This window comes from Micromonospora sp. RL09-050-HVF-A (genome assembly GCF_019374995.1).
GTDB lineage: Bacteria > Actinomycetota > Actinomycetes > Mycobacteriales > Micromonosporaceae > Micromonospora > Micromonospora antibiotica.
In genome coordinates this window covers 2,401,000-2,426,787 of the sequence record NZ_JAGKQP010000002.1, presented here as the reverse complement: position 1 = coordinate 2,426,787, position 25,788 = coordinate 2,401,000, and the positions used below count along the sequence as shown (strand labels likewise).

Sequence of the window (25,788 nt, the reverse complement as noted above, 5' to 3'; positions counted from 1 at the left end):
GGGTCAGGGCGTCGGCCGAATCGTGCCGCCGGCAGCGTCGTGGCGTCCGCCGGGTCGTGAGGCCGACGTTGCCGTGCGGTGGGGCGCGACGAGTCCCGCCGGCAGCGGCCCGGGGCTCAGGTCCAGCTGCGCCCACAGACCCCCGGTGGTGCGTAGCTCCAGCCGGTGCGGGAACCCGGTGCGGTCCAGCCAGTAGCGCAGTCGCCGGCCCTGCTGGCGTACCTCGAACACGTCCACCGGCCGGTTGGCCCGTCGGTCGCCCCGGATCCGGACGGCCGTGTCGACGCCCGGCGGGCGCCCGTCGGCCTGTAGCGCCGCGTCGACCAGCATGTCCAGCTCGTCGGCCGGCCGACCGCCGAGCCGCCAGCCGGTCCCGGCCGGCGGCGGCAACGGCGGACCGGGGGCGGCGGTGTCCGGCCCGACCGGTACGTCCGCCCGGGCGAAGCCGGTCCGGTCCCGCCGCCGCAGCGTCCGACGGCCGAGGGTGTCCAGCTCGGCGACGGACAGGTAGGAGACATCGTCGGACCAGCTCAACCAGCCGCTGCCGCGCAGGTTGGCGGCGGCCCCGAGGGGGGCCGTCACGGTGACGGCGGCCCCGCTGCCGGCGCGTAGCCGGGTGGCCAGGCGGCCCAGCCGGGCGGCCTCCTCGTCGGTGAGGGCCCGGGGCAGTCCTGGCCGGCCACCGAGCGCGTCGACCGGCCACGGCGTCGGCCGGTCGACCCGGTCCAGCTCGATGGTGACCGGGGTCCCGTCGTCGAGCCGGCCCGCCCAGCGACGCAGCCGGGCGTCCCGGTCCACCCACCAGCGGGGGTCGGTGTCCCTGGCCACCGGTCGACCGGTCGGCCCGGCGGCGGGCCGACCACGGGGCCCGACCGGCGGCAGCGCCGCCTGGAGGACGTCCACCGGGTCGCCGCCGACAGTGTCCCGGCCGAGCCACCGTCCGCCGGTGCGGAGTGGTTCGGCCGGCTCGGCCCGGTCGGCGGCCAGCGCGAACAGGACGGCGAGCGCGCCGTCCAGGCGTCGCCCGGTGGGTCGGTCGCGCAGCCGCCAACGGTCGACGGGAGGCACCAGCGGCGGCCGGGCCGGGGTCACGATCGCCGTGGGGTCGCGACGGTGCACCACCACCGGGCCGGCGGCCTGCACCAGCCCCCGGTCCTGGCCGGCACCCGGACCGCCGACGGCGAGGTAGGCCAGGGGACGCGACCAGTCGACCCAGCCGACCAGGTCGGTACGGCCGGCTGCGGTGCCGACGGCCACCCGTACCCCGGCCCGGACGTCCCGGTAGGCGCTGACCCGGGCGGCTGCCAGCCGCTCGACCTCGTCGCCGGTCAGCGCGCGGGCCGGCGTGGCCGGTGCGGGCGACCAGCTGAGCAGGCCGGCCACCAGGGCGGCGGCGGAGGTGGCCGCGACCGCGCCCAGGACGAGCAGGGTGGCGCTTCGCCGCCCCGGCGTGCGGTCCTCGGGGCCGGCCGGGGCGGTCGTGCCGAGGGCGACCGGTCGGCCGGCGGTTCGGTGTCGCCGGCCGGCACGTCGTCGTCCCGGGCCGGTGCCGGGTGGGTGTCGTGGCCGGTCGGGCGAGGTCTCCACGTGGAGTTGAACGGGCCGGCCGGGGGCGGGGTGACGCCGCCGGGACGGGTGGGGTGGGCGGGCGGTGGCCGGCCGGACGGGCAGGGGCGCTCGCGGCGGCCGGTCTGCGCCAGGGGCGCGACCACGCGGGATGCGCACGCCGGTGATGTCCGGGTGCTGCGACCCCAGGTGCCGGGCGGTGGGAGCCTGTCGAGGCCCGGCCACTGCCGCGGTCGGCCGCCGCGAGCGGCCTACGGTGTCCAGGCTAGCCCTCTGAGATGTGGGCCACAATGGCAATATCGAAGGTGGTCGACTGCTGGCGACGGTCGCGGCACAGTGTCGGACCCGCGGCGTACCGTTGATGTCATGGCGCTCGACATTCCCCGGCTCGACGGTCGCTTCCAGGTCGTCAGTGACTTCCAGCCGGCCGGCGACCAGCCGGCCGCCATTGATGATCTTGAGCGTCGGGTTCGACGTGGCGACCGGAACACCGTGCTGCTCGGCGCCACCGGCACCGGCAAGAGCGCCACCACCGCCTGGCTGGTCGAGCGACTGCAACGGCCGACCCTGGTGCTCGCCCCCAACAAGACGCTCTGCGCCCAGCTGGCCAAGGAGTTCAGCGAGCTGCTCCCGCACAACTCGGTGGAGTATTTCGTCTCCTACTACGACTACTACCAGCCCGAGGCGTACATCCCGCAGACCGACACCTACATCGAGAAGGACTCCTCGATCAACGAGGAGGTCGAGCGGCTGCGGCACAAGGCGACCATGTCGCTGCTCACCCGGCGCGACACGATCGTGGTGGCGACCGTCTCGGCCATCTACGGCCTGGGCACCCCCGAGGAATACCTCGACCGGGCCGTCCGGATCGCCGTCGGGCAGGAGCTGGACCGCGACCAGCTGCTACGCCGGCTGGTCGACATCCAGTACACCCGCAACGACATGGCCTTCCAACGCGGCACCTTCCGGGTCCGGGGCGACACCCTGGAGATCATCCCGGCGTACGAGGAGCTGGCGGTCCGCATCGAGCTGTTCGGTGACGAGGTGGAGAAGCTCTACTACCTCAACCCGCTCACCGGTGACGTGGTCAAGGAGGTCGACCACCTGTTGATCTTCCCGGCCACCCACTACGCGGCCGGTCCGGAGCGGATGGAACGGGCCACCCGCGACATCGAGGCCGAGCTGGGGGAGCGGCTGGCCGAGCTGGAACGGCAGGGCAAGCTGCTGGAGGCGCAGCGGCTGCGGATGCGCACCACCTACGACCTGGAGATGATGCGGCAGGTCGGGTTCTGCTCCGGCATCGAGAACTACTCCATGCACATCGACGGCCGACTGCCCGGCAGTCCCCCGCACTGCCTGCTCGACTACTTCCCGGACGACTTCCTCACCGTGGTCGACGAGTCCCACGTCACCATCCCGCAGATCGGCGGCATGTTCGAGGGCGACGCCTCCCGTAAGCGGATGCTGATCGACCACGGTTTCCGGCTACCCAGCGCCGCCGACAACCGTCCGCTGCGCTTCGACGAGTTCCTGGAGCGGGTCGGCCAACTGGTCTACCTCTCGGCCACCCCGGGCACCTGGGAGATGGAACAGGCCCAGGGCGAGTTCGTCGAACAGGTCATCCGCCCCACCGGCCTGATCGACCCGGAGGTCGTGATCAAGCCGACCAAGGGCCAGATCGACGACCTGATGGACGAGATCAAGCTGCGGACCGAGCGGGACGAACGGGTGCTCGTCACCACGCTGACGAAGAAGATGGCCGAGGACCTGTCCGACTACCTCCTGGAGAACGGCATCCGGGTGCGTTACCTGCACTCCGAGGTCGACACCCTGCGCCGGGTGGAGCTGCTGCGCGAGCTGCGCAAGGGCGACTACGACGTGCTGGTCGGCATCAACCTGCTCCGGGAGGGGCTCGACCTGCCCGAGGTCTCCCTGGTGGCGATCCTGGACGCCGACAAGGAGGGCTTCCTGCGCAGTGGCCGGTCGCTGATCCAGACCATCGGCCGGGCCGCCCGTAACGTCTCCGGCCAGGTGCACATGTACGCCGACAAGATCACGCCGTCGATGGCGTCGGCGATCGACGAGACCAACCGCCGCCGGGCCAAGCAGATCGCCCACAACGAGGCGCACGGGATCAGCCCCGAGCCGCTGCGCAAGAAGATCCACGACATCCTCGACGACATCTACCGCGAGGCGGAGGACACCGAGAATTCCCGGATCGGCGGGGCCGCACGTCAGCTGTCCCGGGGCAAGGCGCCGGTCAAGGAGACCCGTAGCCGCAGCCGGGCCACGGCCGGCACGCCCTCCCGGGAGGGGATGGCCCGCGCCGACCTGGCGCAGCTGATCCAGGAACTCAACGACCAGATGCTCGCCGCCGCCCGCGAGTTGCAGTTCGAGCTGGCGGCGCGGATCCGCGACGAGGTCGCCGACCTCAAGAAGGAACTGCGCGGGATGGACGCCGCCGGGGTGAAGTGACGGCCACCCCGGTGCTGGACGAGGTGCGCGTCGGGACACCGGCCGGTGGGCTGCGCCCCCTGGTGGGCAGATACCTGGGTTACCGGGAGAGCCGGCCGGCGCATCCGGGGGGTGTGCCGGCCGGTGCGGCGTCGCCACTGGTGCGGCACGAGGCGGCCGGGGCCTTCGTGGTCCTCATCCTCGGCTGGGGCGCCCCGCTGGACGTGCTGAACCCGCGCTCGGCGGCGCACAGCGCGTACCAGGTGGACTCGTTCGTGGCCGGGCCGTACGACGGCTACTGCACGACCTCGACGGTCGGGGCGGGTGCCGGGGTGCAGTTGCTGCTCACCCCGCTGGCGGCCCGTCGGATCCTCGGGGTGCCGCTGGGGGAGTTGGCCAACCGGGCGGTGGCGGTCGACGGGCTGCCCGATCCGTGGCTCGACGGGTTACGGGTCCGGCTGGCCGAGATGTCGGACTGGCCCCGCCGGTTCGCTCTGCTCGACGCGGCGCTCGGGGCCCGGCTGGCGGCCACCGATCCGGTCGAGGAACACCTGGGCCGGGCCTGGGGTCGACTCGCCGGGTCGGCCGGCCGGATCGGCATCGGCGAGCTGGCCGACGAACTGGGCTGGAGTCGCCGGCACCTGACCGCGCGGTTCCGCCGGGAGTTGGGGCTGGGCCCGAAGACGACCGCCCGGCTGCTGCGCTTCCAGCGGGCCTACGCGGCCCTGGGGTGGACGCACGCCGTGCCCGCGTCGCCCGTCGGGTCGGATCGTCCCGATCCGACGGACGGCTGGGCCGAGTTGGCGGTGCGCTGGGGCTACTACGACCAGTCGCACCTGATCCGGGAGTTCCGGGAGTTCACCGGGGCGACCCCGACGGCGGTGGGCCGGCCGGGTTCCCATTCGTCCAATCCGGGCTGATCCCCGGACGGCACACTCGACGCATGACCAACATCTACCCGACCTTCCGGTATCCCGACGCCCGGGCGGCGATCGACTGGCTCTGCACGGCGTTCGGGTTCCGGGTCCACGCGGTGCACGACGGCCCGGACGGGACGGTGGCGCACGCCGAACTGGCCCTCGGTGACGGCATCGTCATGCTCGGCACGGGCCGGGGGCGACCGGATCGGCCGGCCGACGACGACTACGCCGTCTACGTGGCGGTCGACGACCTGGACGCCCACCACGACCGGGCGCGGGCGGCCGGGGCGGAGATTGTCCGGGAACCGTTCGACACCGACTACGGTTCCCGTGACTACGCGGCCCGGGACCTCGCCGGTCACGTCTGGTCGTTCGGCACCTACCGGCCCTGACCGGACGGCCCCGAACGACAGCCGTAGCGAACGGGGGGCTGCCGTTCGGGGTCGTCTCCGACAGCGGCGTCATCCGAATCGGGCTCAGATTATTGTTGCGGTGAGCAAGCAAAGTGTTGCCCTGGGTGATGATCCTGCGTACCCTCCCTCGTGGGGAGGCCGGGATGCCATTGTCATCGAGTCCTGTCATTCGACGCGCGAGGCTCGGCGCCGAGCTGCGCCAGTTGCGCAGACGGGAGGCGCTGACGCTGGAACAGGTCTGTGCCCGGTTGGGCTGGGCCTCCACCTCCAAGTTGTCCCGCATCGAGCTGGGGCAGAGCCGGCCCGACCTGGCCGACGTACTCGATCTGCTGGACGTCTACGAGGTGCCGTCGCCGCAGCGCGAGGCGCTGATCGTCATCGCCCGCGACGCGGCGACCGGGCGCGGCTGGTGGAAGGCGCTCGGCGAGATGAGCGAGCGGCAGCGCACCTACGCCGAGCTGGAGGCGGGGGCGGCGTCCATCGTGGAATACCAGCCGACGGTGCTGCCGGGCCTGCTCCAGGCGCCCGGCTACGCCCGGCTGCGGATCACCGCCGGTCGACTGCTGCACCCGGACGTCGACGTCGAGGCCGACCTGCGGGCCCGGCTCACCCGGCAGGGGGTGTTGCGCCGCCCCGATCCGCCGCAGTACACCGCGTTGCTCGACGAGCGGGCCTGCGATCCGGCGGGTCTGCCCGCCGACGTGTGGCGTGAGCAGTTGGACCAGCTGCTGGCGTTGGCCGAGCTGCCGCACGTGACCATCCGGGTGGTGCCGAGGACGGCGGTCCCGCGTGGTGGCGCGTACCCGTTGACCGCCTTCTCGTGTTACTCGTTCCCCGACCCGGCCGACCCGCGCACGGTGATGCTGGAGGCGCTGACGACCGACGTGCGGCTGGCCTCCGACGCCGACGTCGGTCGCTACGACCGGATGACCGGCTGGCTCTCCGCCGCCGCGCTCAGCGCGGCGGAGACGGTGGAACTACTCGGTCGCAGGGCCGCCGGTCTCGCCGTCGGCCCACCCGCGGTCGCCGTCGGTTCGGCCGGCGGTGGGGGTGCCGCCCACCGTGGGGGAGAGGCGGGCGAAGCGGCCGACGGCCCCGGTACGCGGCCGGCCGGTCCGGGCTCACCCGTAGCGGTTGAAGCCACCCTCGGAGTCGATGACCTGGCCGGTGATCCAGTCCGCCTCCCGTGAGCAGAGGAAGCGCACCAGCCGGGCCGCCTCCTGCGGGGTGCCCCAGCGTCCGCCCGGGAAGCGCGCGGCCACGGCGGCGTGTGCTTCCGGTGCGGCGTAACCGGTGTCGGTCGGCCCGGGGTTGAGGCAGTTGACGGTGATCCCCCGGGCCATCAGCAGCGGCGCGAGCTGCGTGGTGAGGTTCTCCAGGGCGGCCTTGCTGGCCGCGTAGGCCAACTCGTCGGGCATCGGGCCGAGTCGTTGGCCGCTGGAGAAGAACACCAGCCGGCCGCCGGCCCCGGCGGTGAAGGCGGTGGCGAACGCGTCGGCCAGCAGCAGACAGGCCCGGACGTTGACCAGCAGGTGCCGGTCGACCTGGGTGGCGTCCAGCTCCCCCAGTCGGGTGCTGGTGGAGTAGGCGTGCGCGGCCACCACGGCATCGAGCCGGCCGTGCCGGCGTACCGCCTCGGCGACCAGGGCCGCCGGGGTGCCCGGGTCGAGCAGGTCGGCGGTGATGTGTTCGGCGGAGCCGGCCAGGTCGGCCAGCAACGCCGGCACGCCGTCGGGGTCACCGCCGTAGGGTTGGGCGTCGTCGAAGTCGGGCAGGCCGGTGAGGAGCAGCCGGTGTCCGTCGGCGGCGAGGATGCGGGCGACCGCCGCGCCGATGCCGACCCGTCGGCTCACCCCGGTCACCAGGAACACCCGTGCGGTCATGCGGGCCAGTCAACCGGAGCCGGCGCACCCGGCGCCACGGATTAACACCACTGCGCCGTGACGGCCGCAACGGGCCACGGGCACGGTGGAGCGCCGGCATGGTGGGTCGGCGGCATGGTGGGGCACCGGCACGGTGGGTCGGCGCGCGACCACCGGGCCCGGCACCCCCGAACGTGTCGGGGCCGGTGGGCCGCGCGTGCGCCGCACGATAACCCGGAGGTACGACAGAACCGGCTCGAATCTGATCGACCAAGGTAAATTTCTCTACCCGCCGGGCCGCCCCGAACCGGGACCGCTCGACCGGCCACCCCGAACCGGCCACCCCGAACCGGCCACCCCGAACCGGCCACCCCGAACCGGCCACCCCGAACCGGCCACCCCGAACCGGCCGGCCCGCCGCCGGGTCGACCGCGAAACGACCTGTGGCCCGTGGGGTCGGATGGTGGGACCCGCCGGGCCGACCCGGAACGGCCGGCTCGGCTCAGGCCGGGACGTCGACGAAGTGCTCGACCCGGGGCGGTCCGGCGAAGTGTGGGCCGATCAGCGCCCGCCACCTGTCGAACGCCTCGGTGCCCCGGAAGTTCTCCTCGTGGGCCTGCACCGAGTCCCACTCGACCAGCAGCACGAAGCGGGAGGGGGACTCGATGCCCCGGGTCATCCGGACCGAGCGGCACCCTTCGGTGGCGATGATGATGGCGTGCGCCTCCGCGTAGGCGGCGGCGAAATCGTCCTCGTGTCCGGGCAGTACGTCGATGAGCGCGACCTCAAGCACCATGCTGACAGCCTGCCACGCCCTGCCGAGGCCCCACCGCAGTGGGGCCGAACCCGGCGCGGAGCAGGCGGACCGACTCCGCACCAGCCACACCTAGCCTCCTAGGAAGCCTTGCGGGGTGTGGCGTGGCGCCAGCCGACCCGATCGGCCCCCACCTGCGGCATCACCCCTCGACGGGCGCTGTGGGCGGTCTGCCGCAGCGGAGCGACCGGCGCGGCGACCGGTTTCGGAACGTGATGCTGCCGGCAATGCATGCCGCAGGAGATGCGCCCGTGGCCCTCGATGGTGAACAATGGCGGCCGAGGAGGGGAGTATTCCCTCGCGACGGAGTCGTCAGCACGGTCGAGCGTCACCCCCGACAATCGACCCGGCTCCGCCGGTCGGCGGCCCGTTCGCGGGTCACCGGCGGAAGAGACCTCCGTCAGTCACCAGTGTGTGCGTCGTCGCCCACCCCGCCGTCACGCGGCGTACGGTGTGCCCGACGCCGCGTGTCTGCCGGAGGAATGGATTGAACGTGTCCGGAATGGTGTGGGCGGGAACTCTCGTCGCACTGACGGCTGTGCTCCTCGTCGACCTCTTCATCATCGGTCGCCGGCCGCACGAGCCCAGCGTCCGCGAGTCGAGCCTCTGGGTCAGCTTCTACGTCGGCCTGGCGCTGCTCTTCGGGGCCGGGCTGTGGGTCACCGCGGGCGGCAACGTGGCCGGCCAGTTCTACACCGGTTGGCTGACCGAGTACAGCCTCTCGGTGGACAACCTCTTCGTCTTCGTGATCATCATGGCCCGCTTCGGGGTGCCCCGGAAATACCAGCAGAAGGTGCTGCTCGTCGGCATCGTGCTGGCCCTGGTCATGCGGGGTGGCTTCATCGCCGCCGGAGCGGCGCTGCTCGCCCAGTTCTCCTGGGTGTTCTACATCTTCGGCGCGTTCCTGATCTACACGGCGATCAACCTGGCCCGCCAGGGTGAGCCGGAGGAGGACGAGTTCAAGGAGAACGTGCTGATCCGGTGGAGCCGCAAGGCGCTGCCGATCTCACGGGACTACGACGGGGCGAAGCTCACCACCCACCAGGCCGGCCGGCGGTTGTTCACCCCGATGCTGGTGGTGATGATCGCGATCGGCACCACCGACCTGATCTTCGCGCTGGACTCGATCCCGGCGATCTTCGGGATCACCCAGGAGCCCTACCTGGTCTTCACCGCGAACGTCTTCGCGCTGATGGGTCTGCGACAGCTCTACTTCCTGGTCGGTGGGCTGCTCGACCGGCTGATCTACCTGAGCTACGGCCTGGCGGTGGTGCTCGGCTTCATCGGCGTCAAACTGGTGCTCGAGGCGCTGGCCGACAACAACCTGCCGTTCCTCAACGGTGGTGAGCCGATCGGCTGGGCCCCGCACATCCCGATCTGGTTGTCGTTGACCGTCATCCTCGGCTGCCTCGCCGTGGCGACGGTGGCGAGCCTGGTCAAGTCGTCCCGGGACCGCCGCCGCGAGCTGGTCGAGGCCCGCCGCTGACCGTCGTGACCACGATGGGCGTCACCGCACGTCGGTGACGCCCATCGCCGGTTCGAACCCCGGGTCAGACCCGGTGCGCGCCGACCAGGGTGGCGACCCGGTCGGGCGGCAGCGGCTCCGCCAGCACCCGCCGCTGCCGGTAGCAGGCGTGCAGCATCCGTGGTCCGCTGCCGTCGGTCACCAGGCCGACGTGGTGGACCCGGCGTCCGGGGCGGGCGAAGAAGTAGAGGTCGCCCGGGAGTTCCTCGCCGGCCGGCACCGGGGTGGTGGCCGCCGCCTGGTCGTCGGCATCGCGGGGCAGCGTCACGCCGAACCGCCGCCAGACCAGGTGGACCAGGCCGGAACAGTCGATCCCGTGCCCGGAGAGCCCACCCCAGACGTACGCGACGTCGCGCAGCCGGGCGGCGACGGTGAGCACCTCGTCGGCCGTCGGCGCGACGGTGGGCAGGTCGGTGACGTCCACCTCGGGCACCCACAGGGGATCGGGTCGACCGGGTGCCCGGACCGGTCGCCACCCGTCGACGGCGGGGCCCACGGGCAGGAGCCGGGTGCCGAGGACGACCCCGGGCAGGGTCACCGGGCCGTCCGGGGTGGCGCGCAGGCCGGTGCTGACGGCGTCGACGACCAACGGACCGGGCGGGTCCGCGTCGGGGGTGGCGGGGGTGAGTTGCGCGGTGGGCAGCCAGCCGGGATAGCCGCGCGGGTCACGTCGGGGGGCGGCCTGTTGCACCGCGACCACCTCGGCCCAGCCGCCGGGGCGCAGCGCGGTCACCAGGACCCGTTCACCGAGCAGCAGTTGGCTGAGCACGCAGTCGCCGACCCGTTGGGTGGCGTCCATCCCGGTGATCCAGCCGTCGGTGTCGGACGGCACCGACAGGGCCGGCCGGTCGACCGGGCGGGTCGCGCCGGGGTCGGTCCAGAGGGTGGCGACGGCCACCTGTACGAGGGCCTCGCAGCCCGGCTCCAACTCCACGTCGACCTCCGGCTCACGTGTCGGTGCCTCACCGGACGATAGGTAAGAAAAATGCGGTCATCAACTCTGGTGGTGAACTTTTGTTTCGGTCACCGAGGTGATCCCGAGCCCCGGGGCGTCCGGCAGCACCACCGTGGCGCCCTCGTACCGCAGCCCCCCGCGCACCGGTGACCGGGCCAGCCACCAGGCGGCGTCCAGGTCGGACACGGCACTGGTCGTGTACGCGGCGGCCAGGCTGGCCGCCGCCCCGACACCGACCTGGCTCTCCATCATGGACCCGACCAGGGTGCCCATGCCGTGCGCGCGGGCCAGTTCCAGCAGGGTCCGCGCCGGTCGCAGCCCACCGCACTTGGCGAGCTTGACGTTGACCAGGTCGGCGGCCCGCCGGCGGATCACCTCGACCAGGTCCCGCACCCCGAACACCGCCTCGTCGGCCAGGATCGGCACGCCCACCCGGTCGCCGACCCAGGCCATGCCGTCCAGGTCCCACCGGGCGACCGGCTGCTCGACCAGCTCCACGTCGAGCCCGGCGTCCTCGATGCCCCGGATCACCCGGACCGCCTCGCGCGGCGTCCAGCCCTGGTTGGCGTCCAACCGGATCCGCACCCCCGGGCCGACGGCCGCCCGGACCGCGCGGACCCGTGCCAGGTCGCCGGCCGCATCCGTGCCGACCTTCAGCTTGAGCACGTCGAAGCCCTCGCCCTGCCGTTGCCGGGCCGCCCTGGCCAGTTCCGCGCCGTCCCCGGCCGCCAGCGTGACGTCCGTCGGCACCCGCAGCGCCGTGCCGCCGAGCAACCGCACCAGTGGTACGCCGAGCCGCCGTGCCGCCAGGTCGTGCAGGGCCACGTCCAGCGCGCAGCGGGCCGCCTCGTTGCCGGCCACCGTCGCCGCCATCTCGGCGCAGCGGGCCAGCACGTCGTCGGCGTCCCGGCCGACCACCGCCGGGGCGAGCACGTCCCGCACGCACGCCTCCGCGCCGGCCACCGAAGCCCCGGTGACCTGCCACACCTGCGGTGCCTCCCCGTAACCGGACCGACCGTCGTCGTCGGTCACCTCCACCACCAGGGTCCGCACCGTGGTGGTCCGGCGCAGCGCGGTGACGAACGGGGTGTGCAGCGGCGCGGACAGCCGGTGGGTGCGTACCGCGGCGATCGTCATGTGCGGCACCCTATACGCACCATGTCGCCGGAAGGGGAGGCCGATGAGCGTACGGGACTGGGAGCTGGTGGGCGCACCGAACGCCCGTGACCTGGGCGGACTACCCACCACGGACGGGCGGCGGGTACGCGTGGGCCGGCTGATCCGGACCCCGGCGCTGGGGCGGTTGACCGAGGCCGACCTGACGGTGCTGGGCCGGCTCGCCCCGGCCTGCGTGGTGGACCTGCGCGACGACTCGGAGACCGCGCTCGCCCCGCCGAACCGGCTGGTCGGTGACCCCCGTCTGGTCCGGTTGCCGGTGCTCGACCCGGCGCACCCCGGGTTCACCTACCTCTCGGCGGTGCTGCACGGTCACGACCTCGCCGGGTACGACGAGCTGGCCCGGCGGGGTGCGGCGGCGGCGATGGCGGAGGTCTACCGCTGGTTCGTCAGCGCCGTGGTGGCCCGGGAGGGCTTCGCCCACGCGGTACGGTTGGCGGCCGATCCGGCCCACCTGCCGTTGCTGTTCCACTGCTCGGCCGGCAAGGACCGCACCGGGTGGCTGGCGGTGGTGCTGCTCACCGCACTCGGCGTCGACGAGGCGACGGTGCGGGCCGACTACCTGCGGCACAACGACCTGACGGTGGAGTCGCGGGCGACCATGTCGGCGGCGATGCTGCGTCGCCGGCCGGAGCTGGACCCGGAGACGGCGCAGGCGGTGCTGGAGGTCCGCCCCGAGTACCTGGACGCGGGCTACGACGAGGTGCGCCGGGTGTTCGGGTCGTTCGACGCGTACCTGGTGGACGGGTTGGGGGTGACCACCGAGGTCCGCGCCGCCCTGCGGGCGCACCTGCTGGAGTGACACCGGGCTGGCCCGGGCCCAGCCGGGCCGGTCAGCCGATCGTGGCGGGCCGGGCCGTTGCGGGTCAGCCGGCCAGGTCGTGTCGGGCCGCCCAGGCCGTTGCCGAGATCTCCGCGACCAGTCGGCAGGCGTCGTCGAGGTCGTCGTCGGGGGAGGCGGCCAGGTCGGTGGTGGTGCAGACGGCGATCACGTACGCCGGGGCGTCGTCGGGCAGGACCACGCCGGCACCGTGCCGTACCCCGCGTACCCAGCCGTTCTTGTGGGCGATCCGGGTGCCGTCGGGTAGCCCGGCGGCGAGATCCTCCCGGTGCCGCTGGGCCAGCAGCACGTCCAGCATGGCGGCGCAGGCGGCCGGGGTGGCCAGCGGTCCGGGGTGTTCGGCACCGGTGGCCAGCCCGCCGAGCAGCGCCGCCAGGTCGGCCGGGGTGACCAGGTTGGTGATGCCGGCCTCCCGGGCGGCGGCGTCCTCGATGCCCCGACCGGTGACACTGTGCCGGGCCCCGGCGAGCTGCCACGCCTGGGCGACGGCGGGCAGCCCGACCCGGTCGATGATCAGGTTGGTGGCGAGGTTGCTGGACCGGGTGATCATCCGGTCGGCCAGCCAACGCGGGGTGGCCTGCCCGCCCAGCCGCTCCCAGACCGCGTCGTCGTTGTCGTAGTGCCGGGCGCAGGAGAACCGGGGCGCCCCCGGCTGGGCCGAGTCGAACTCGTCGACCACCGGCACCGGGACGTCCAGGTCGAGGGTGCCCGCCTCGGCGGCCCGGTGCAGCGCCAGCAGCACCGCGACCTTCATGGTGCTGGCCGCGTAGTGGGTGGCGTCGGGGGTACGGGTCCAGGTGGCCGGCGCGTCGAGCCGACCCACGTACGCCGAAACGGTGCCGGGCACCCGGTCCAGCCGGGCGTCGAGGTCATCCCAGGTCATGCCGTGACGGTAACGGACCGCCTGCGGGCACGGGGGCCGCCGAAGCGAGGCGACCGGTGGGCACGGCCCCCGTCGTCCGGGCGGCCCGACGGTCGAACCCGCCCACCCCGTCCGCCTTACTCCCGGGCGGCCCGACGGTCGAGCCCGCCCACCCCGTCCGCCTTACTCCCGGGCGGCCCGACGGTCGAGCCCGCCCACCCCGTCCGCCTTACTCCCGGGCGGCCCGACGGTCGAGCCCGCCCTACCCGCGCCATCCCGCCGCCGCACTCCGGGCGGCCGGTTCGGCCCCGGTCTCCCGTCCCGTCGGTCGGCTCCCGGTCGGGCAGGACGGAGCCCCGGGCCGCGCGTGGCGGACCGGGGCTCCGGGGTGGTGCGGGGTGCTGCGGGGTGGTTCAGCCGGCGTGCTTGCGGCGGGCGGCCATCCGGCCCCGCTGGGTCTGGTCCAGCACCACCTTGCGGATCCGGACGGCGACCGGGGTCACCTCGACGCACTCGTCCTCGCGGCAGAACTCCAGCGCCTGCTCCAGGGAGAGCTTGCGCGGGGGGATCAGCTTCTCGGTCTCGTCGGACGTCGAAGCCCGCATGTTCGTGAGCTTCTTCTCCTTGGTGATGTTGACGTCCATGTCGTCGGAGCGGGAGTTCTCCCCGACGATCATGCCCTCGTACACCTCGGTGGTCGGCTCGACGAAGAGCTGGCCGCGCTCCTGGAGGTTGATCATCGCGAACGGGGTGACCACGCCGGAACGGTCGGCCACCAGCGACCCGTTGTTGCGGGTGCGCAGCTCACCGAACCACGGCTCGTAGGACTCGAAGACGTGGTGCAGGATGCCGGTGCCCCGGGTGTCGGTGAGGAACTCGGTGCGGAAGCCGATCAGGCCCCGCGCCGGCACCAGCCACTCCATCCGGATCCAGCCGGTGCCGTGGTTGACCAGCTGCTCCATCCGGCCCTTGCGGGTGGCCAGGAGCTGGGTGATCGCGCCCAGGTACTCCTCCGGCGCGTCGATGGTCAACCGCTCGACCGGCTCGCAGGTCTTGCCGTCGATCTCCTTGGTGACCACCTGCGGCTTGCCGACGGTCAGCTCGTAGGACTCCCGGCGCATCTGCTCGACCAGGATCGCCAGGGCCAGCTCGCCACGGCCCTGCACCTCCCAGGCATCCGGCCGCTCGGTGGGCAGGATCCGCAGCGACACGTTGCCGACCAGCTCCTTGTCGAGCCGGTCCTTGACCATCCGGGCGGTGACCTTGGCGCCCTTGACCCGCCCGACCAGCGGCGAGGTGTTGGTGCCGATGGTCATCGAGATGGCCGGCTCGTCCACGGTGATCAGCGGCAGCGGGATCGGGTTCTCCGCGTCGGCCAGGGTCTCACCGATCATGATCTCGGGGATGCCGGCGACGGCGATGATGTCGCCCGGCCCGGCCGAGTCGGCGGGCTTACGCTCCATGCCCTCGGTCATCAGCATCTCGGAGATGCGGACCCGTTGGGTGTTGCCGTCGGTACGGCACCAGGCCACCGTCTGGCCCTTGCTGATGGTGCCCTGACGCACCCGGCACAGCGCCAACCGACCGAGGAACGGCGAGGCGTCCAGGTTGGTGACGTGCGCCTGCAACGGGGCACCCTCGTCGTAGGAGGGCGGCGGGATGGTGTCGAGCAGGGTCCGGAACAGCGGCTCCAGGCTGGTGCTGTCGCCGGGCACCGAGCCGTCGGCGGGCTGGGTCAGCGAGGCGATGCCGTCGCGGGCGCAGGCGTAGACGATCGGGAAGTCGATCTGCTCCTCGTCGGCGTCCAGGTCGAGGAAGAGCTCGTAGGTGTCGTCCACGACCTCCTTGATCCGGGCGTCGGGCCGGTCCACCTTGTTGATCACCAGGATGATCGGCATCCGGGCCTTGAGCGCCTTGCGGAGCACGAACCGGGTCTGTGGCAGCGGGCCCTCACTGGCGTCGACCAGCAGCACCACCCCGTCGACCATGGTCAGGCCCCGCTCGACCTCACCGCCGAAGTCGGCGTGGCCGGGGGTGTCGATGATGTTGATGGTGACCGGGTCGGAGCCGTCCGCCGGCAGGTAGCGCACGCCGGTGTTCTTGGCCAGGATGGTGATGCCCTTTTCCCGTTCGAGATCCATCGAGTCCATGACGCGCTCGGTGTTCTCACCACGGGCCCCATAGGCGCCGGCCTGCCGCAACATGGCGTCGACCAGGGTCGTTTTGCCGTGGTCGACGTGGGCGATGATGGCGACATTGCGGAGGTCGGTGCGAAGCTGCATACCCTCCATACTCCTGTCTGCGGTTGCCGGGTCAGGTGTCGGGGTCACCCCCGACGCCGCCCGGAACTCGGCCGGAACTGCTGTTGCGGCCGTGCCAGCTGCGGGTCTGCCGCTCCCACCGGCATCCCGCCGGCCCCGGTGGGCCGGTCGGGCACCCGGTCGCGACGGTCACGGCGGACGAGGCCACAGTGATCGTCGGTGTCGGTGCCGGGGGGAGTCGACCCTGCTGGTCGGTCTCCTAGCGTACGCGGGCCCGGGAAGGCCCGTCTCGGCACTGCTCCCGCTGACCGGGCCGGCCGTGACCGGCACCACATCCCGCACCTCCGCCCACCCGTCCCGCCGGCCGTGTTCGTCGCCCGCGCTCGCCCACCCCCGCCGCTCGTGCCCGCGTCCGCTGTCCGCCGCGCCCCGGCCCGTCCGCGCCCGGCGGCCGTGTTCGCCCTCGAACAAGGTTGTAGTGGTGTTCGAAGCTGCGGAGGCAACTACAACCAGGAACGAGCGCGATCTTGCTCGCGGGCGCCCGGAGCGGGGACGGGAGGTGGTGCGAGGGGCCGGGAGCGAGGGGCGCGGTGGGAGGTGGGGTGAGGGTCGGTAGCGAGGGGCGCGGTGGGAGGTGGGGTGAGGGTCGGTAGCGAGGGAGCTGGGGTGGGAGGGGGCTGGAAATGAGGGGTGGGCGGAGGGTGGAGGTCGGTTCAGTCGCGTGGGGTGGTGGCACCCGTGTCGCGGGCGGCTGGGTCAGGGGTGGGCGGCTGGCTCGGGGGTGATGGCCGAGTCGGGGGCGTCCCGGTGGATGCGGCCCGGCCACCAGAAGCGGTCGCCGAGCACGAACGCCAGGGCCGGCACCAGCACCGTGCGCACCAGTAGTGTGTCGAGCAGCACACCGAGGCACACGATGATCCCGATCTGGGTCAGCAGGATCAGCGGCAGCACGCCCAGGACGGCGAAGACCGCAGCGAGCAGGATGCCCGCGCTGGTGATCACCCCGCCGGTGACCCGCAGGGCGGAGAGCATCCCGTCCCGGGTGCCGGTGAGACGGGCGTCCTCCCGGGCCCGGGTGACCAGGAAGATGTTGTAGTCCACGCCGAGCGCGACGAGGAACACGAAGGCCAGCAGGAGCACCCCGCTGTCCAGCGCGGGGAAGCCCAGCACGTGGTCGAAGAGCAGCCAGGCCGCGCCGAGGCTGGCGAAGAAGGACGCGATCACGGTGAGCACCAGCAGCAGCGGGGCGAGCAGGCCGCGCAGCAGCAGCACCAGCACGGCGAGGACGAGCACCAGGATGATCGGCAGGATCAGCCACAGGTCGCGGGTGTTGGCCTCGTCGGAGTCGTACGTCGCGGCGACGGTGCCCCCGACGAGCGCGCCGTCGGGCGGGTCGACGCCCTCGACGGCCGGTGGGGCGGAGTCGGGTACGGCGGCGACGGCGTCGCGCAGTGCCTCGACGGCCCGGTCGGATGCCGGGGTGCCCGGTTCGTCGGTCAGCACCACGTCGACCTGGGCCACGTTGCCGCCGGCCAGGCCGGGCCGGGCGGAGGCGACGCCGGGCACGGCGGCGGCGACCCGGGTGACCGCCGGGGCGGCGGCCGGGTTGGTGAGGACGGCCACCGGCTGGGTGGTGCCGGCGGGGAAGGCGCGGGCCAGGGTCTGGGCTCCGGCGACCGCCTCCGGCTCGACCCGGAACTGTTCGGTCTCGGACAGGCCGGTGCGGATGCCGAGGCCGCCGAGGGCGAGGCCGGCGAGCAGCAGGGTGGCGAGCGCGGCGACGGGCACCGGGCGGCGGACCACGGCCGCGCCGAGCCGGCCCCACAGTTTGCCCTCCCGGACCGGGCCGCCGACCCTGGGCACGAACGGCCAGAACAGCCCCCGGCCGAAGATGACCAGCACGGCGGGGAGCACGAACAGCGCCGAGAGCATGGCGAACACGACCCCGGTGGCGCAGGCCACGGCGAGCGCCCGGTTGGTCTCCTGCTCGGAGAGCAGCAGGGTGAGCACGCCGAGCACGACGGTGCCGCCGCTGGCCAGGATCGGTTCGGCGGTACGGCGTACGGCGGCGCGCATGGCGGCGAACCGGTCCTCGTGGCGGCGCAGTTCCTCGCGGTAGCGGGCGATGAGCAGCAGGGCGTAGTCGGTGGCGGCACCGAAGACCAGCACGCTGGCGATGCCGGTGACCGCGCCCTCCTGGAGGTTGATGCCGACGGCCGGGACGATGGTGTCGACGGCCCGCAGGGTGAGCTGTTCGGTGGCGGCGACGACGATCAGCGGCACGATCCACAGGAACGGGCTGCGGTAGGTGATCAGCAGCAGCAGGGCGACCACGCCGGCGGTGACCGCGAGCAGGGTGATGTCGGCGCCTTCGAAGACCTTGGTCAGGTCGGCGGTGAAGGCGGGTGCCCCGGTGACCGCGACGGTGATCCCGTCGGGGAGGCCGGTGAGGGCGTCGCGTACCTGGGCCACCTCGTCGGCGACGGCCTGCTGGCCGCCGGCGGTGTCCAGCGGGACGGCGAGCAGCGCGACGGTGCCGTCCGGGGAGACCTGGGGTGGGCTGACCTGACCGCCGACGGCGAGCCGGCCCAGCGCGTCGGAGCGTCCGGTGACGGCGGCCCGGTCGGCGTCGGTCAGGGCCGCGCCGTCGTCCCGGCTGACCACGACGATGGCCGGTTGGACGTCGCGTTGCGGCAGCTGTTCCTGGAGGCGTTCCACCTGGGTCGACTGCCACTGCACGGACAGGCCGGTGGTCGAGACGGGGGCGGGGTTGTCGGGCTTGGGCAGCCCGAAGACGATCGCGCCGACGACGATCGCGGCGACCACGGTGAGCCAGGCGGCGAGCCGGCTGCGGGCGACGCGGGTGAACAGAGACATCGGATGCCCTCTTGGTCGGTGGGGACGCCGGACGGAGAGATAGCCCGCCCTTCGAGTATCTTGATGGACGAGATTATCGGGAGCTGTTCTATGCTGCAACCGGGCGCATCGACAGGGGGCGACGGCGGGCGTGGCAGCGCACGAGATGTATCGGCGGCGGGACGATCCGCGCGGGCGGATGGTGGCCGACATCACCAACGACCTGCGGCGTTACTCGGTGGACGCGCAGCACATCGGGCACGCCTTCGCCGGCCTGCACGGCCTCAACCCGACCGACCTGCACGCCCTGATCGCCGTGATGGACGCCGAGCTGCTCGGCGACCCGATCACCCCCGGCCGGCTGGGTGAACAGCTGAATCTCTCCTCCGGGTCGGTGACCGCGCTGATCGACCGGCTGGAACGCGCCGGGCACATCCGCCGCGACCGCGACACCGCCGACCGACGCAAGGTGTTCCTGCACTACGCCGACCAGGGGGCCGCCCTGGCGATGAGCTTCTTCGGCCCGCTCGGGCAGCGTACCGACGAGGTGATGGCCCGGTTCACCGACGACGAGCTGGCGGTCGTGCAGCGGTTCATGACCACCATGGTCGCCTCCATGCGGGAGCACCGCGACGCCATGCGGGCCGCCCGCGCCGAGCCGTCCCGCCGCCCGGTGGACTGACCGTCGTGCTGGACCGCTCGCTCGCCCGACTCGCCGCCGCCGCGCTGCGGCTGCCGGCCGCGCCCACCCATCGGGTCGACGTCACCCGGGGCGTCGTGGTCCGGGCCCGCGACGGGGCGCGGCTGCGCACCGACCACTACGCCCCCCGGCTGCCCGGTGCGCCGACCGTGCTGATCCGCACGCCGTACGGGCGGGGCGGGCCGATGCGGCTGCTCGGTCGGCTGGTCGCCGGTCGCGGTTTCCACCTGGTGATCCAGTCCTGCCGGGGCACCGACGGCTCCGACGGGCTGTTCGACCCGCTGGTGCACGAGCGCGCCGACGGGCTCGACACCGTCGACTGGTTGCGTCGGCAACCCTGGTACACCGGCCGGTTCGGCATGTTCGGGGCCAGCTACCAGGGTTTCGTCCAGTGGGCGCTGGCCGCCGACGCGGGGGAGGAGCTGGCCGCGATGGTCGCGGTGGTCACCGCCTCGGCCACCCGCGACTCGACGTACGCGGGGGAGTCCTTCGCCCTGGACACCGTGTTGACCTGGGCCGAGCTGCTCCAGGCGCAGACCGTACCGTGGCTGGCCCGGCAGTGGGAGCTCAAGCGCGGGCAGCCCCGGCTGGCCGCCGCCCTGGCCCACCTGCCGCTGGCCGAGGCCGACCGGGTCGCGACCGGGGTGACCGTGCCGTTCTTCCAGGAGTGGCTGCACCACCACACCCCGGACGCCGACTACTGGCGGACCCGGGTCTTCGGCGCGCGGATCGCCGAGGTGCGCGCCCCGGTGACGATGGTCAGCGGCTGGCAGGACATCTTCCTGCCCGCCCAGCTCGCCGACCACGCCGCGCTGCGGGCGGCGGGCGTGCCCACCCGGCTCACCGTCGGCCCGTGGACGCACGGCAGCCCCGGCCTGCTGGCGGAGTCGCTGCGGGAGGGGCTGGGCTGGCTCGACGCCCACCTGCACGGCCGACCCGCGCCGCCGCGCGCCCCGGTGCGGGTGCACGTCGGCGGGGACGGCGGGGGCTGGCGTGACCTTCCCGACTGGCCGCCGCCGGCCACCGCGACCCCGTGGCACCTGCACGCCGGGGGCCGGCTCGCCCCGCAGCCACCGGCCGAATCGGCCCCGGACACCATCCGGTACGACCCCGCCGACCCCACCCCGTCGCTGGGCGGCCCGCTGCTGGTCGCCCAGCGGGCCGGCCCGGTCGACAACCGTTCCGTCGAGGCCCGCCCCGACGTGCTGGTCTACACCAGTGCGGTGTTGACCGACCCGGTCGAGGTGGTCGGCCCGGTCCACGCGGAGATCCACGTCCGCAGCGAACTGTCGTACCTGGACGTCTTCGTGCGGCTCTGCGACGTGGACCGGCGCGGCCGGTCCTGGAACGTCGCCGACGGTCTGGTCCGGGTGGCCCCCGGCCGGTTCCCGGTCGACCCGGACGGGGTGACCCGGGTGCCGGTGGCACTGTGGCCGGTGGCGCACCGCTTCGCCGTGGGGCACCGGCTGCGGGTGCAGGTCTCAGGCGGTGCCCATCCCCGCTACGCGCGCAATCCCGGCACCGGCGAACCACTCGGGACGGCCATCACGCTCCGCGCAGGGCTGCGGCAGATCCTGCATGATCCATCGCATCCGTCGCGGCTGGTGCTGCCCACGGTCCCAGTCAACTCCCAGCTTCGACCTATCTGAAGACAATCCCTCTGAACTGGGCTTTTCTGGCAACTGTGGATATCGTCTCTCGCAACGCCCGATGACGTGCACCAGCGGTCGGGTCCGCTCTCCCAGCGGGCACTGCCTACGCGGAGTAGCGACGTTTCCGGCCCTGGCCTGGTGCTGAAGCAGTCGGCGCCCTGGTTCCGACTGCGGAGAGGGGGACGTCATGACGACGGCTCCGGCCAATCTGCTGGCGGTCCGCCGGCTCCTGCTCGACACCATCAAGAGCCTCGACCCGGCGGCGGTGGGGATCGTCGGCGATCCGGCCCACCGGGGCGGCTACCACACCGGCTCGGACCGGGTGGTCGCCAACGACTACTCCGTGGTGGAGTCACCCCGGGACTCCGCCGGCCTCACCCTCTATGCCTCAGGGTTGGACGTGGGCACGTTCAGCGTGCGGTCCGGGGGCGCGACCCACGACCTGCGGACGTTCTCCGAGTGGTGTGTCGCCCAGTGCCGGGCGAACACGGCGGACAGCCGCGACCTGCGGGAGATCATCTATTCGCCCGACGGCAAGGTCGTGCGGCGCTGGGACCGGCTCGGCAAGCGCAGCTCCGGCGACGACTCGCACCTGTGGCACACCCACTTCAGTTTCTTCCGCGACTCGACCAAGGCCGGACGGGACCAGACCTCGCTGTTCCGGCGCTACCTGACCGGCATCGGACTACTGGAAGGACCCGACATGACACCCGAAGAGCACGCCTGGCTGGAGACCGTCCACAAGAACCTGACCGTCCTGGACGGCCGGAACCCGGTGGGTCAGATCTACACCCGGATGGCGATGGGTGAGGACCACACCAACCCCGACTTCGTCGTCCCGCACCCGAGCCTGAAGTCGCTCGGCGCGCAGGTGGCCTCGCTGCAGACCGCACTGACCGCGCTGGCCACCAAGGACTTCACCGACGAGCAAGCCATCATCACCGGCGTCCTGACCGGGCTCACCCCGGAGAAGATCGCCGCCGCCATCCCGCCCACCATCGCCAAGCAGGTCGCCGACGAGTTGGCCAAGCGGCTGGTCGCCTGACCCCCGACCCCGTGGGTACCCCGTCCGCCACGCCTCCTGTGACGGGGTACCCACGGTTGGCGACGGGCGGCCGGGGGTCACTCCCGTGCCCTGGCCCAGGTGAGGAAGCGGTCCGTCAACTCGTCGCGCCGGTCGGGGTGGAGCTGGGTGAGCTGCCGCTCGGCCTCGGTCATCAACGTGGCGAGATAGACGAGCAGGCCGGTCCGGTTGCCCCGGTACTCCACCAGCAGGCCCAGCCGGGCCGGCTGGCAGGGCCACTCCCCGCCGCAGTTGCGGCACCGCCAGAGCGGGCGCATGGCGACGTGGGGGATCACCCGACGGGCCGTCATCGGAGTCGCCACCCGGCGGCGCGGCTCCCCACCGTCGACGCCGGTCACCGGTGGGCCGCGCGCATCCGATGGGACGGCGTCCCGGCGCAGACCGGGTCGTCCGGGCCGGCAGCGACGTCGCGGGTTCTCCACCACCTGATCGGACCGGGCACGGCCTACCTCCTCGGAGACTGGAAGGGCCGCCCCCACGGGGGAGGGGCGGCCCCGGCGGAGTCGGCCCGAGCCCTCGTCCGGCGTCGAGCAGGTCCGCATACGTGACAGTCTGCTGAGGTTGCCGTTACCGTCGGAAGGCATTCGCGTTGCACCGGAGCGGGCGTGCAGCGCCGACACCCTTCACGTACAGGAGTTGTGCAGATGGAACGTCTGCCCATGCTGTAACTGTTCGCCGGGGAGCTGCGCCGGCTGCGGACGAAGGCGGGACTGTCCCAGGAAGGGCTGGGTGACCTGGTCAACTACTCGGCCTCGCTGGTCGCCGCCGTCGAGCAGTGCCGTCGGCCGCCGCGCAAGGAGTTCGCCGAGCGCTGCGACACCGTGCTGGACACTGACGGCCTGCTGGCCCGGATCCGGGACGCCCAGATCCGGGAGAGCCTGCTGCCCTGGTTCCGCGAGTGGGTCACCATCGAGCAGGAGGCGACCGCACTCTGCTCGTTCCAGCAAACGGTCCTGCCCGGCCTGCTCCAGACCGAGGCATATGCCCGGGAACTCTTCGAGCGGGCCAGCCATTTCCTCGGTGACGACATCGAGCAGCAGGTCGCGGCGCGACTGGCCCGGCAGGAGATCCTGACCCGAGCTAACCCTCCGCTGTTCGTGGCGGTGCTCGACCACACCGTGTTGGAACGCCCGGTCGGCGGACCGAAGGTGATGCGGGAGCAGCTTCTGCACCTGCGGGACGTCGGCAGCCGGCCGAGGGTGCACCTGCACCTGGTGCCGAAAGAGACTGGGGCCTACCCGGGGCTGAACGGTGCCTTCGTGATCGCCACGCCACCCGAGGGCGACGACATCGCCTACCTCGACAACCAGTTGCATGGATCGATCATCGAGCGGACGGCGGACGTACACTCGCTGCGACGGACCTGGGAATCGGTGCGCGCCGAGGCGTTACCCCACGGGGCCACCGTAAAGATGATCTCGGAGGCGGCAGATTCATGGACCTGACCGGCGCGATCTGGCACAAGAGCACCCGCAGCAGCGGCAACGGCGGTGACTGTGTGGAGGTGGCCGCCAACCTGCCCGGTGTCGTCGGCGTCCGCGACAGCAAGGATGAGGCGGGCCCGGTGCTCAGCTTCGCGCCGGCCGCCTGGCGGTCGTTCCTGGGCCTCGTCAAGCGGTCCTGACACCACCGCACCCCGCCCGGACGGCCGGTGGCGGCTTTCCCCGACGGGCGGCCCGTGACCGCTTCCTCGCCGGGCGGCCGTGACGGTTCCTCGCCGGGCGGCCCATGATCACTGCTTCCCTCGGCCGGGGGGCCGTGACCGCCCTCCCCGCCCTCGCCCGAACGCGTGATGTCTTCCTGCCGGACGGACGGGACCGTGCCTCCCCGCCCCGACGGCGGAGTTCGCTCGGTCCGGCGGAACGGCGGGCAGGATGCGCCGCAATGGTGCCCAGGTAGCGGTGTCACGGCGGGCGGGATAGCGCTACAACGGCCCCCTTGAGTCGATCATGGTCGTGCCGGGCCGTACCGGTGCCGTCACCGGGTGATGGTGGTCGACAGCGCTCGGTGGCGGCGGCCGAAGCCGCCGCCACCGGCACGGACCTACAGCGGGCGGACGTTCTCCGCCTGCGGGCCCTTCTGCCCCTGGGTCACATCGAACTCGACCTTCTGGGCCTCCTGCAGTTCCCGGTATCCGCTACTGGCGATCGCCGAGTAGTGGACGAAGACGTCGGGGCCGCCGCCGTCCTGCTCGATGAAGCCGAAGCCCTTTTCCGAGTTGAACCACTTGACCGTGCCGGTTGCCATGCATCTCTCCCTGTTTACAACGGGTGATCCCGCCGCTGCGGCGGATGATCGCCCTGTACTGCCCCGACAGTAACCGGCCGATCCGGTTTTTGCCGGCTGAAGTGCCGCAGGAAGTTGCGGGGAAACTCGCGGGCCAGCCCGGAATACCACCCTTCGGGCGGTCCGGTCCGGGACACTCGACCGGTGAACGGACCGAGCACCGCCGCATTGGCCGAGCTGGAGCGGGAGATCGACGCACCGGGGGACGGGCTGGACCGGCTCCGGCTGGTGCCGACGCCGTTCGTGCCCGAGGTGCGGCTGCACCTCGCCGAGGACGCGATCGTCTGGTGGGCACGAATGGAGGCGGCGGCCGGCCGGGCCCTGCCGCCACCGTTCTGGGCCTCGGCCTGGGCCGGTGGTCAGGCACTCGCCCGTCACCTGCTCGACCACCCCGACCTGGTCGCCGGTCGCCGGGTGCTCGACCTGGCCGCCGGCTCCGGACTGGTCGCCATCGCCGCCGCGCTCGGCGGTGCCACCCAGGTCGTCGCCAACGACGTGGACCCGTACGCGGTGGCGGCGGTGACCGTCAACGCGCGGGCCAACCGGGTACGGGTGCAGGCCCGTTCCGGTGACCTGCTCGACGACGACGGCACCCAGGCCGAGCTGCTGGTCGCCGGGGATGTCCTCTACGACCGGGAACTGGCCGACCGGGTGCTGCCCTACCTGCGACGGGCCGCCCAGGGTGGGACGCAGGTGCTGGTCGGTGACCCGGACCGGGGCCACCTGCCGTGGGACGTGCTGGAGGTGGTGGCCAGCTATCCGGTGCCCACCACCGAGCCGTCCGTCGACTCCCCGGTCCGCCGGGTGCAGGTGCTGCGTCCCCGGTGAACCCCGCAGGCCAACCAGGGCACCCCGAGAAAATTCGGGGAGTGATCAGGGTCGCGACCCGATGCGCCGGAGCACCCCCGGGCCGTAGCGTCGGCTCGTGCTCGACGAACTGGCCCGACTCGGTGACCTGCCCACCGCTCTGCTGATGGCGGCGCTCGGGCTGGTGATGCTCGCCGACGCCGTACCGCTGCTCGGTGTGCTCGTCCCCGGCGACGTGGCGATTCTCGCGGCGGTGGGGGTGGGTCGGCCCCTCGCCGGCGTCGCGACCATGGTGGCGGTGGTCGTCGGCTGCCTCGCCGGGTGGTCGCTGAGCTTCCTCGCCGGGCGGATCTACGGGGAGCGGCTGCGGCACAGCCGGGTCGGTGGCTGGATCGGCGAGGGGCGCTGGTCGGCCGCCGAGCAACTGCTGCGCTCCGGTGGCGGGCGGATGGTGCTCGTCGCACCCTTCCTGCCGGTGTTCAACACGCTGCTGCCGCTGGCCGCCGGGGGCCTGCGGATGTCGTACCGCCGGTTCGTCACGTGTGCCGCGCTCGGCGCGGCGGCGTGGGCCGGTCTCTATCTGGCGCTGGGGGTGGCGTCACGGGCCCTGGCCGGGCTGCTGCCCGGCGATCCGCTGCTGGTCACCATGGGGGTGGGCCTGGTGCTGGCCGGTCTGGTGCTGCTGGGCACCCGACGTCGGCTACGGACGGTGACCGCCCTCGGTCAGGCCGGCTGACCGCTGCCGCCCCGGTGA

At 72.9% G+C, this 25,788-nt stretch carries 22 protein-coding genes and 1 pseudogene; 13 read left to right on the top strand and 10 right to left on the bottom strand.

The annotated features are described in order from the left end of the window. Positions 1-3: 3 nt before the first annotated feature. Entirely contained in the window at positions 4-1,587 is a 1,584-nt protein-coding gene (locus J7462_RS10320) for a hypothetical protein (protein WP_219463783.1), read from the bottom strand. A 345-nt stretch (positions 1,588-1,932) separates the two neighbouring features. Between J7462_RS10320 and uvrB the strand changes: the two genes are divergently transcribed. The 4 genes and pseudogenes from uvrB to J7462_RS10300 all read left to right on the top strand — a co-directional run. Then, a complete protein-coding gene (uvrB, locus tag J7462_RS10315; RefSeq protein ID WP_208569228.1) occupies positions 1,933-4,041 on the top strand; it encodes an excinuclease ABC subunit UvrB in 2,109 nt (702 codons plus the stop codon). Further along, the gene (locus J7462_RS10310) at positions 4,038-4,940 is read left to right on the top strand and encodes an AraC family transcriptional regulator (RefSeq protein ID WP_308290852.1); all 903 of its coding nucleotides are present in this window, start codon (positions 4,038-4,040) and stop codon (positions 4,938-4,940) included. The genes uvrB and J7462_RS10310 overlap by 4 nt, the downstream gene beginning before the upstream one ends. 23 nt (positions 4,941-4,963) lie before the next feature. Then, on the top strand, positions 4,964-5,332 hold the full coding sequence (locus tag J7462_RS10305) for a VOC family protein (RefSeq protein ID WP_219463782.1): 369 nt from the start codon (positions 4,964-4,966) through the stop codon (positions 5,330-5,332). A gap of 164 nt (positions 5,333-5,496) precedes the next feature. Next, positions 5,497-6,351: pseudogene (locus J7462_RS10300) on the top strand (helix-turn-helix domain-containing protein); the annotation flags it as partial. 123 nt (positions 6,352-6,474) lie between these two features. Here J7462_RS10300 and J7462_RS10295 read toward each other — a convergent pair. Both J7462_RS10295 and J7462_RS10290 read right to left on the bottom strand, forming a co-directional pair. Then, positions 6,475-7,236 carry an SDR family oxidoreductase gene (locus J7462_RS10295; RefSeq protein WP_255597662.1) on the bottom strand — a complete coding sequence of 254 codons (762 nt, stop codon included), beginning with the start codon at positions 7,234-7,236 and terminating at the stop codon, positions 6,475-6,477. A gap of 481 nt (positions 7,237-7,717) precedes the next feature. Continuing rightward, entirely contained in the window at positions 7,718-8,011 is a 294-nt protein-coding gene (locus J7462_RS10290) for an antibiotic biosynthesis monooxygenase (protein WP_208569225.1), read from the bottom strand. A gap of 505 nt (positions 8,012-8,516) precedes the next feature. Here J7462_RS10290 and J7462_RS10285 point away from each other — a divergent pair. Further along, the gene (locus J7462_RS10285; protein WP_219463777.1) at positions 8,517-9,515 is read left to right on the top strand and encodes a TerC family protein; all 999 of its coding nucleotides are present in this window, start codon (positions 8,517-8,519) and stop codon (positions 9,513-9,515) included. A 64-nt stretch (positions 9,516-9,579) separates the two neighbouring features. On the opposite strand, the gene J7462_RS10280 is transcribed toward J7462_RS10285, so the two are convergent. Both J7462_RS10280 and J7462_RS10275 read right to left on the bottom strand, forming a co-directional pair. Next, positions 9,580-10,488 (bottom strand): C40 family peptidase, encoded by a 909-nt coding sequence (locus tag J7462_RS10280; protein WP_219463775.1) that lies wholly within the window; start codon positions 10,486-10,488, stop codon positions 9,580-9,582. 60 nt (positions 10,489-10,548) lie between these two features. Then, complete coding sequence (locus J7462_RS10275; RefSeq protein ID WP_219463774.1) at positions 10,549-11,646, bottom strand: mandelate racemase/muconate lactonizing enzyme family protein; 1,098 nt, start codon at positions 11,644-11,646, stop codon at positions 10,549-10,551. A 43-nt stretch (positions 11,647-11,689) separates the two neighbouring features. Here J7462_RS10275 and J7462_RS10270 point away from each other — a divergent pair, with 43 nt between their 5' ends. Next, entirely contained in the window at positions 11,690-12,487 is a 798-nt protein-coding gene (locus J7462_RS10270; protein ID WP_219463771.1) for a tyrosine-protein phosphatase, read from the top strand. 64 nt (positions 12,488-12,551) lie between these two features. Here J7462_RS10270 and J7462_RS10265 read toward each other — a convergent pair whose 3' ends face one another. The 3 genes from J7462_RS10265 to J7462_RS10255 all read right to left on the bottom strand — a co-directional run bounded on the left by J7462_RS10265 (position 12,552) and on the right by J7462_RS10255 (position 18,526). Beyond that, positions 12,552-13,409 carry a serine hydrolase gene (locus tag J7462_RS10265; protein ID WP_219463769.1) on the bottom strand — a complete coding sequence of 286 codons (858 nt, stop codon included), beginning with the start codon at positions 13,407-13,409 and terminating at the stop codon, positions 12,552-12,554. Positions 13,410-13,801: 392 nt separating this feature from the next. Next, positions 13,802-15,670: a translational GTPase TypA gene (typA, locus tag J7462_RS10260; RefSeq protein ID WP_208569219.1), complete on the bottom strand. Its 1,869-nt coding sequence runs from the start codon at positions 15,668-15,670 to the stop codon at positions 13,802-13,804. Positions 15,671-16,405: 735 nt separating this feature from the next. After that, a complete protein-coding gene (locus J7462_RS10255) occupies positions 16,406-18,526 on the bottom strand; it encodes an efflux RND transporter permease subunit (RefSeq protein ID WP_219463767.1) in 2,121 nt (706 codons plus the stop codon). 145 nt (positions 18,527-18,671) lie between these two features. On the opposite strand from J7462_RS10255, the gene J7462_RS10250 reads away from it, so the two are divergent. The 3 genes from J7462_RS10250 to J7462_RS10240 all read left to right on the top strand — a co-directional run bounded on the left by J7462_RS10250 (position 18,672) and on the right by J7462_RS10240 (position 21,902). Beyond that, positions 18,672-19,187, top strand: coding sequence for a MarR family winged helix-turn-helix transcriptional regulator (locus tag J7462_RS10250; RefSeq protein WP_219463765.1), 516 nt, complete (start codon positions 18,672-18,674; stop codon positions 19,185-19,187). 5 nt (positions 19,188-19,192) lie between these two features. Further along, entirely contained in the window at positions 19,193-20,854 is a 1,662-nt protein-coding gene (locus J7462_RS10245; RefSeq protein ID WP_374197513.1) for a CocE/NonD family hydrolase, read from the top strand. 190 nt (positions 20,855-21,044) lie between these two features. Further along, entirely contained in the window at positions 21,045-21,902 is an 858-nt protein-coding gene (locus tag J7462_RS10240; protein WP_219463763.1) for a hypothetical protein, read from the top strand. A gap of 77 nt (positions 21,903-21,979) precedes the next feature. Here the strand turns inward: J7462_RS10240 and J7462_RS10235 are convergent, their stop codons facing one another. Continuing rightward, positions 21,980-22,231, bottom strand: coding sequence for a flavin reductase (locus J7462_RS10235; RefSeq protein WP_219463760.1), 252 nt, complete (start codon positions 22,229-22,231; stop codon positions 21,980-21,982). A 378-nt stretch (positions 22,232-22,609) separates the two neighbouring features. On the opposite strand from J7462_RS10235, the gene J7462_RS10230 reads away from it, so the two are divergent. After that, on the top strand, positions 22,610-23,386 hold the full coding sequence (locus tag J7462_RS10230) for a helix-turn-helix transcriptional regulator (protein ID WP_308291106.1): 777 nt from the start codon (positions 22,610-22,612) through the stop codon (positions 23,384-23,386). Further along, the gene (locus J7462_RS10225) at positions 23,377-23,565 is read left to right on the top strand and encodes a DUF397 domain-containing protein (protein WP_219463759.1); all 189 of its coding nucleotides are present in this window, start codon (positions 23,377-23,379) and stop codon (positions 23,563-23,565) included. Before J7462_RS10230 ends, J7462_RS10225 begins: the two co-directional genes overlap by 10 nt. A gap of 419 nt (positions 23,566-23,984) precedes the next feature. Here J7462_RS10225 and J7462_RS10220 read toward each other — a convergent pair whose 3' ends face one another. Beyond that, positions 23,985-24,188, bottom strand: coding sequence for a cold-shock protein (locus J7462_RS10220; protein ID WP_091237353.1), 204 nt, complete (start codon positions 24,186-24,188; stop codon positions 23,985-23,987). Positions 24,189-24,395: 207 nt separating this feature from the next. Here J7462_RS10220 and J7462_RS10215 point away from each other — a divergent pair, with 207 nt between their 5' ends. Both J7462_RS10215 and J7462_RS10210 read left to right on the top strand, forming a co-directional pair. Continuing rightward, complete coding sequence (locus J7462_RS10215; RefSeq protein WP_255598414.1) at positions 24,396-25,055, top strand: 50S ribosomal protein L11 methyltransferase; 660 nt, start codon at positions 24,396-24,398, stop codon at positions 25,053-25,055. A gap of 97 nt (positions 25,056-25,152) precedes the next feature. Continuing rightward, positions 25,153-25,770 carry a DedA family protein gene (locus J7462_RS10210; protein WP_208569215.1) on the top strand — a complete coding sequence of 206 codons (618 nt, stop codon included), beginning with the start codon at positions 25,153-25,155 and terminating at the stop codon, positions 25,768-25,770. Positions 25,771-25,788 lie beyond the last annotated feature (18 nt).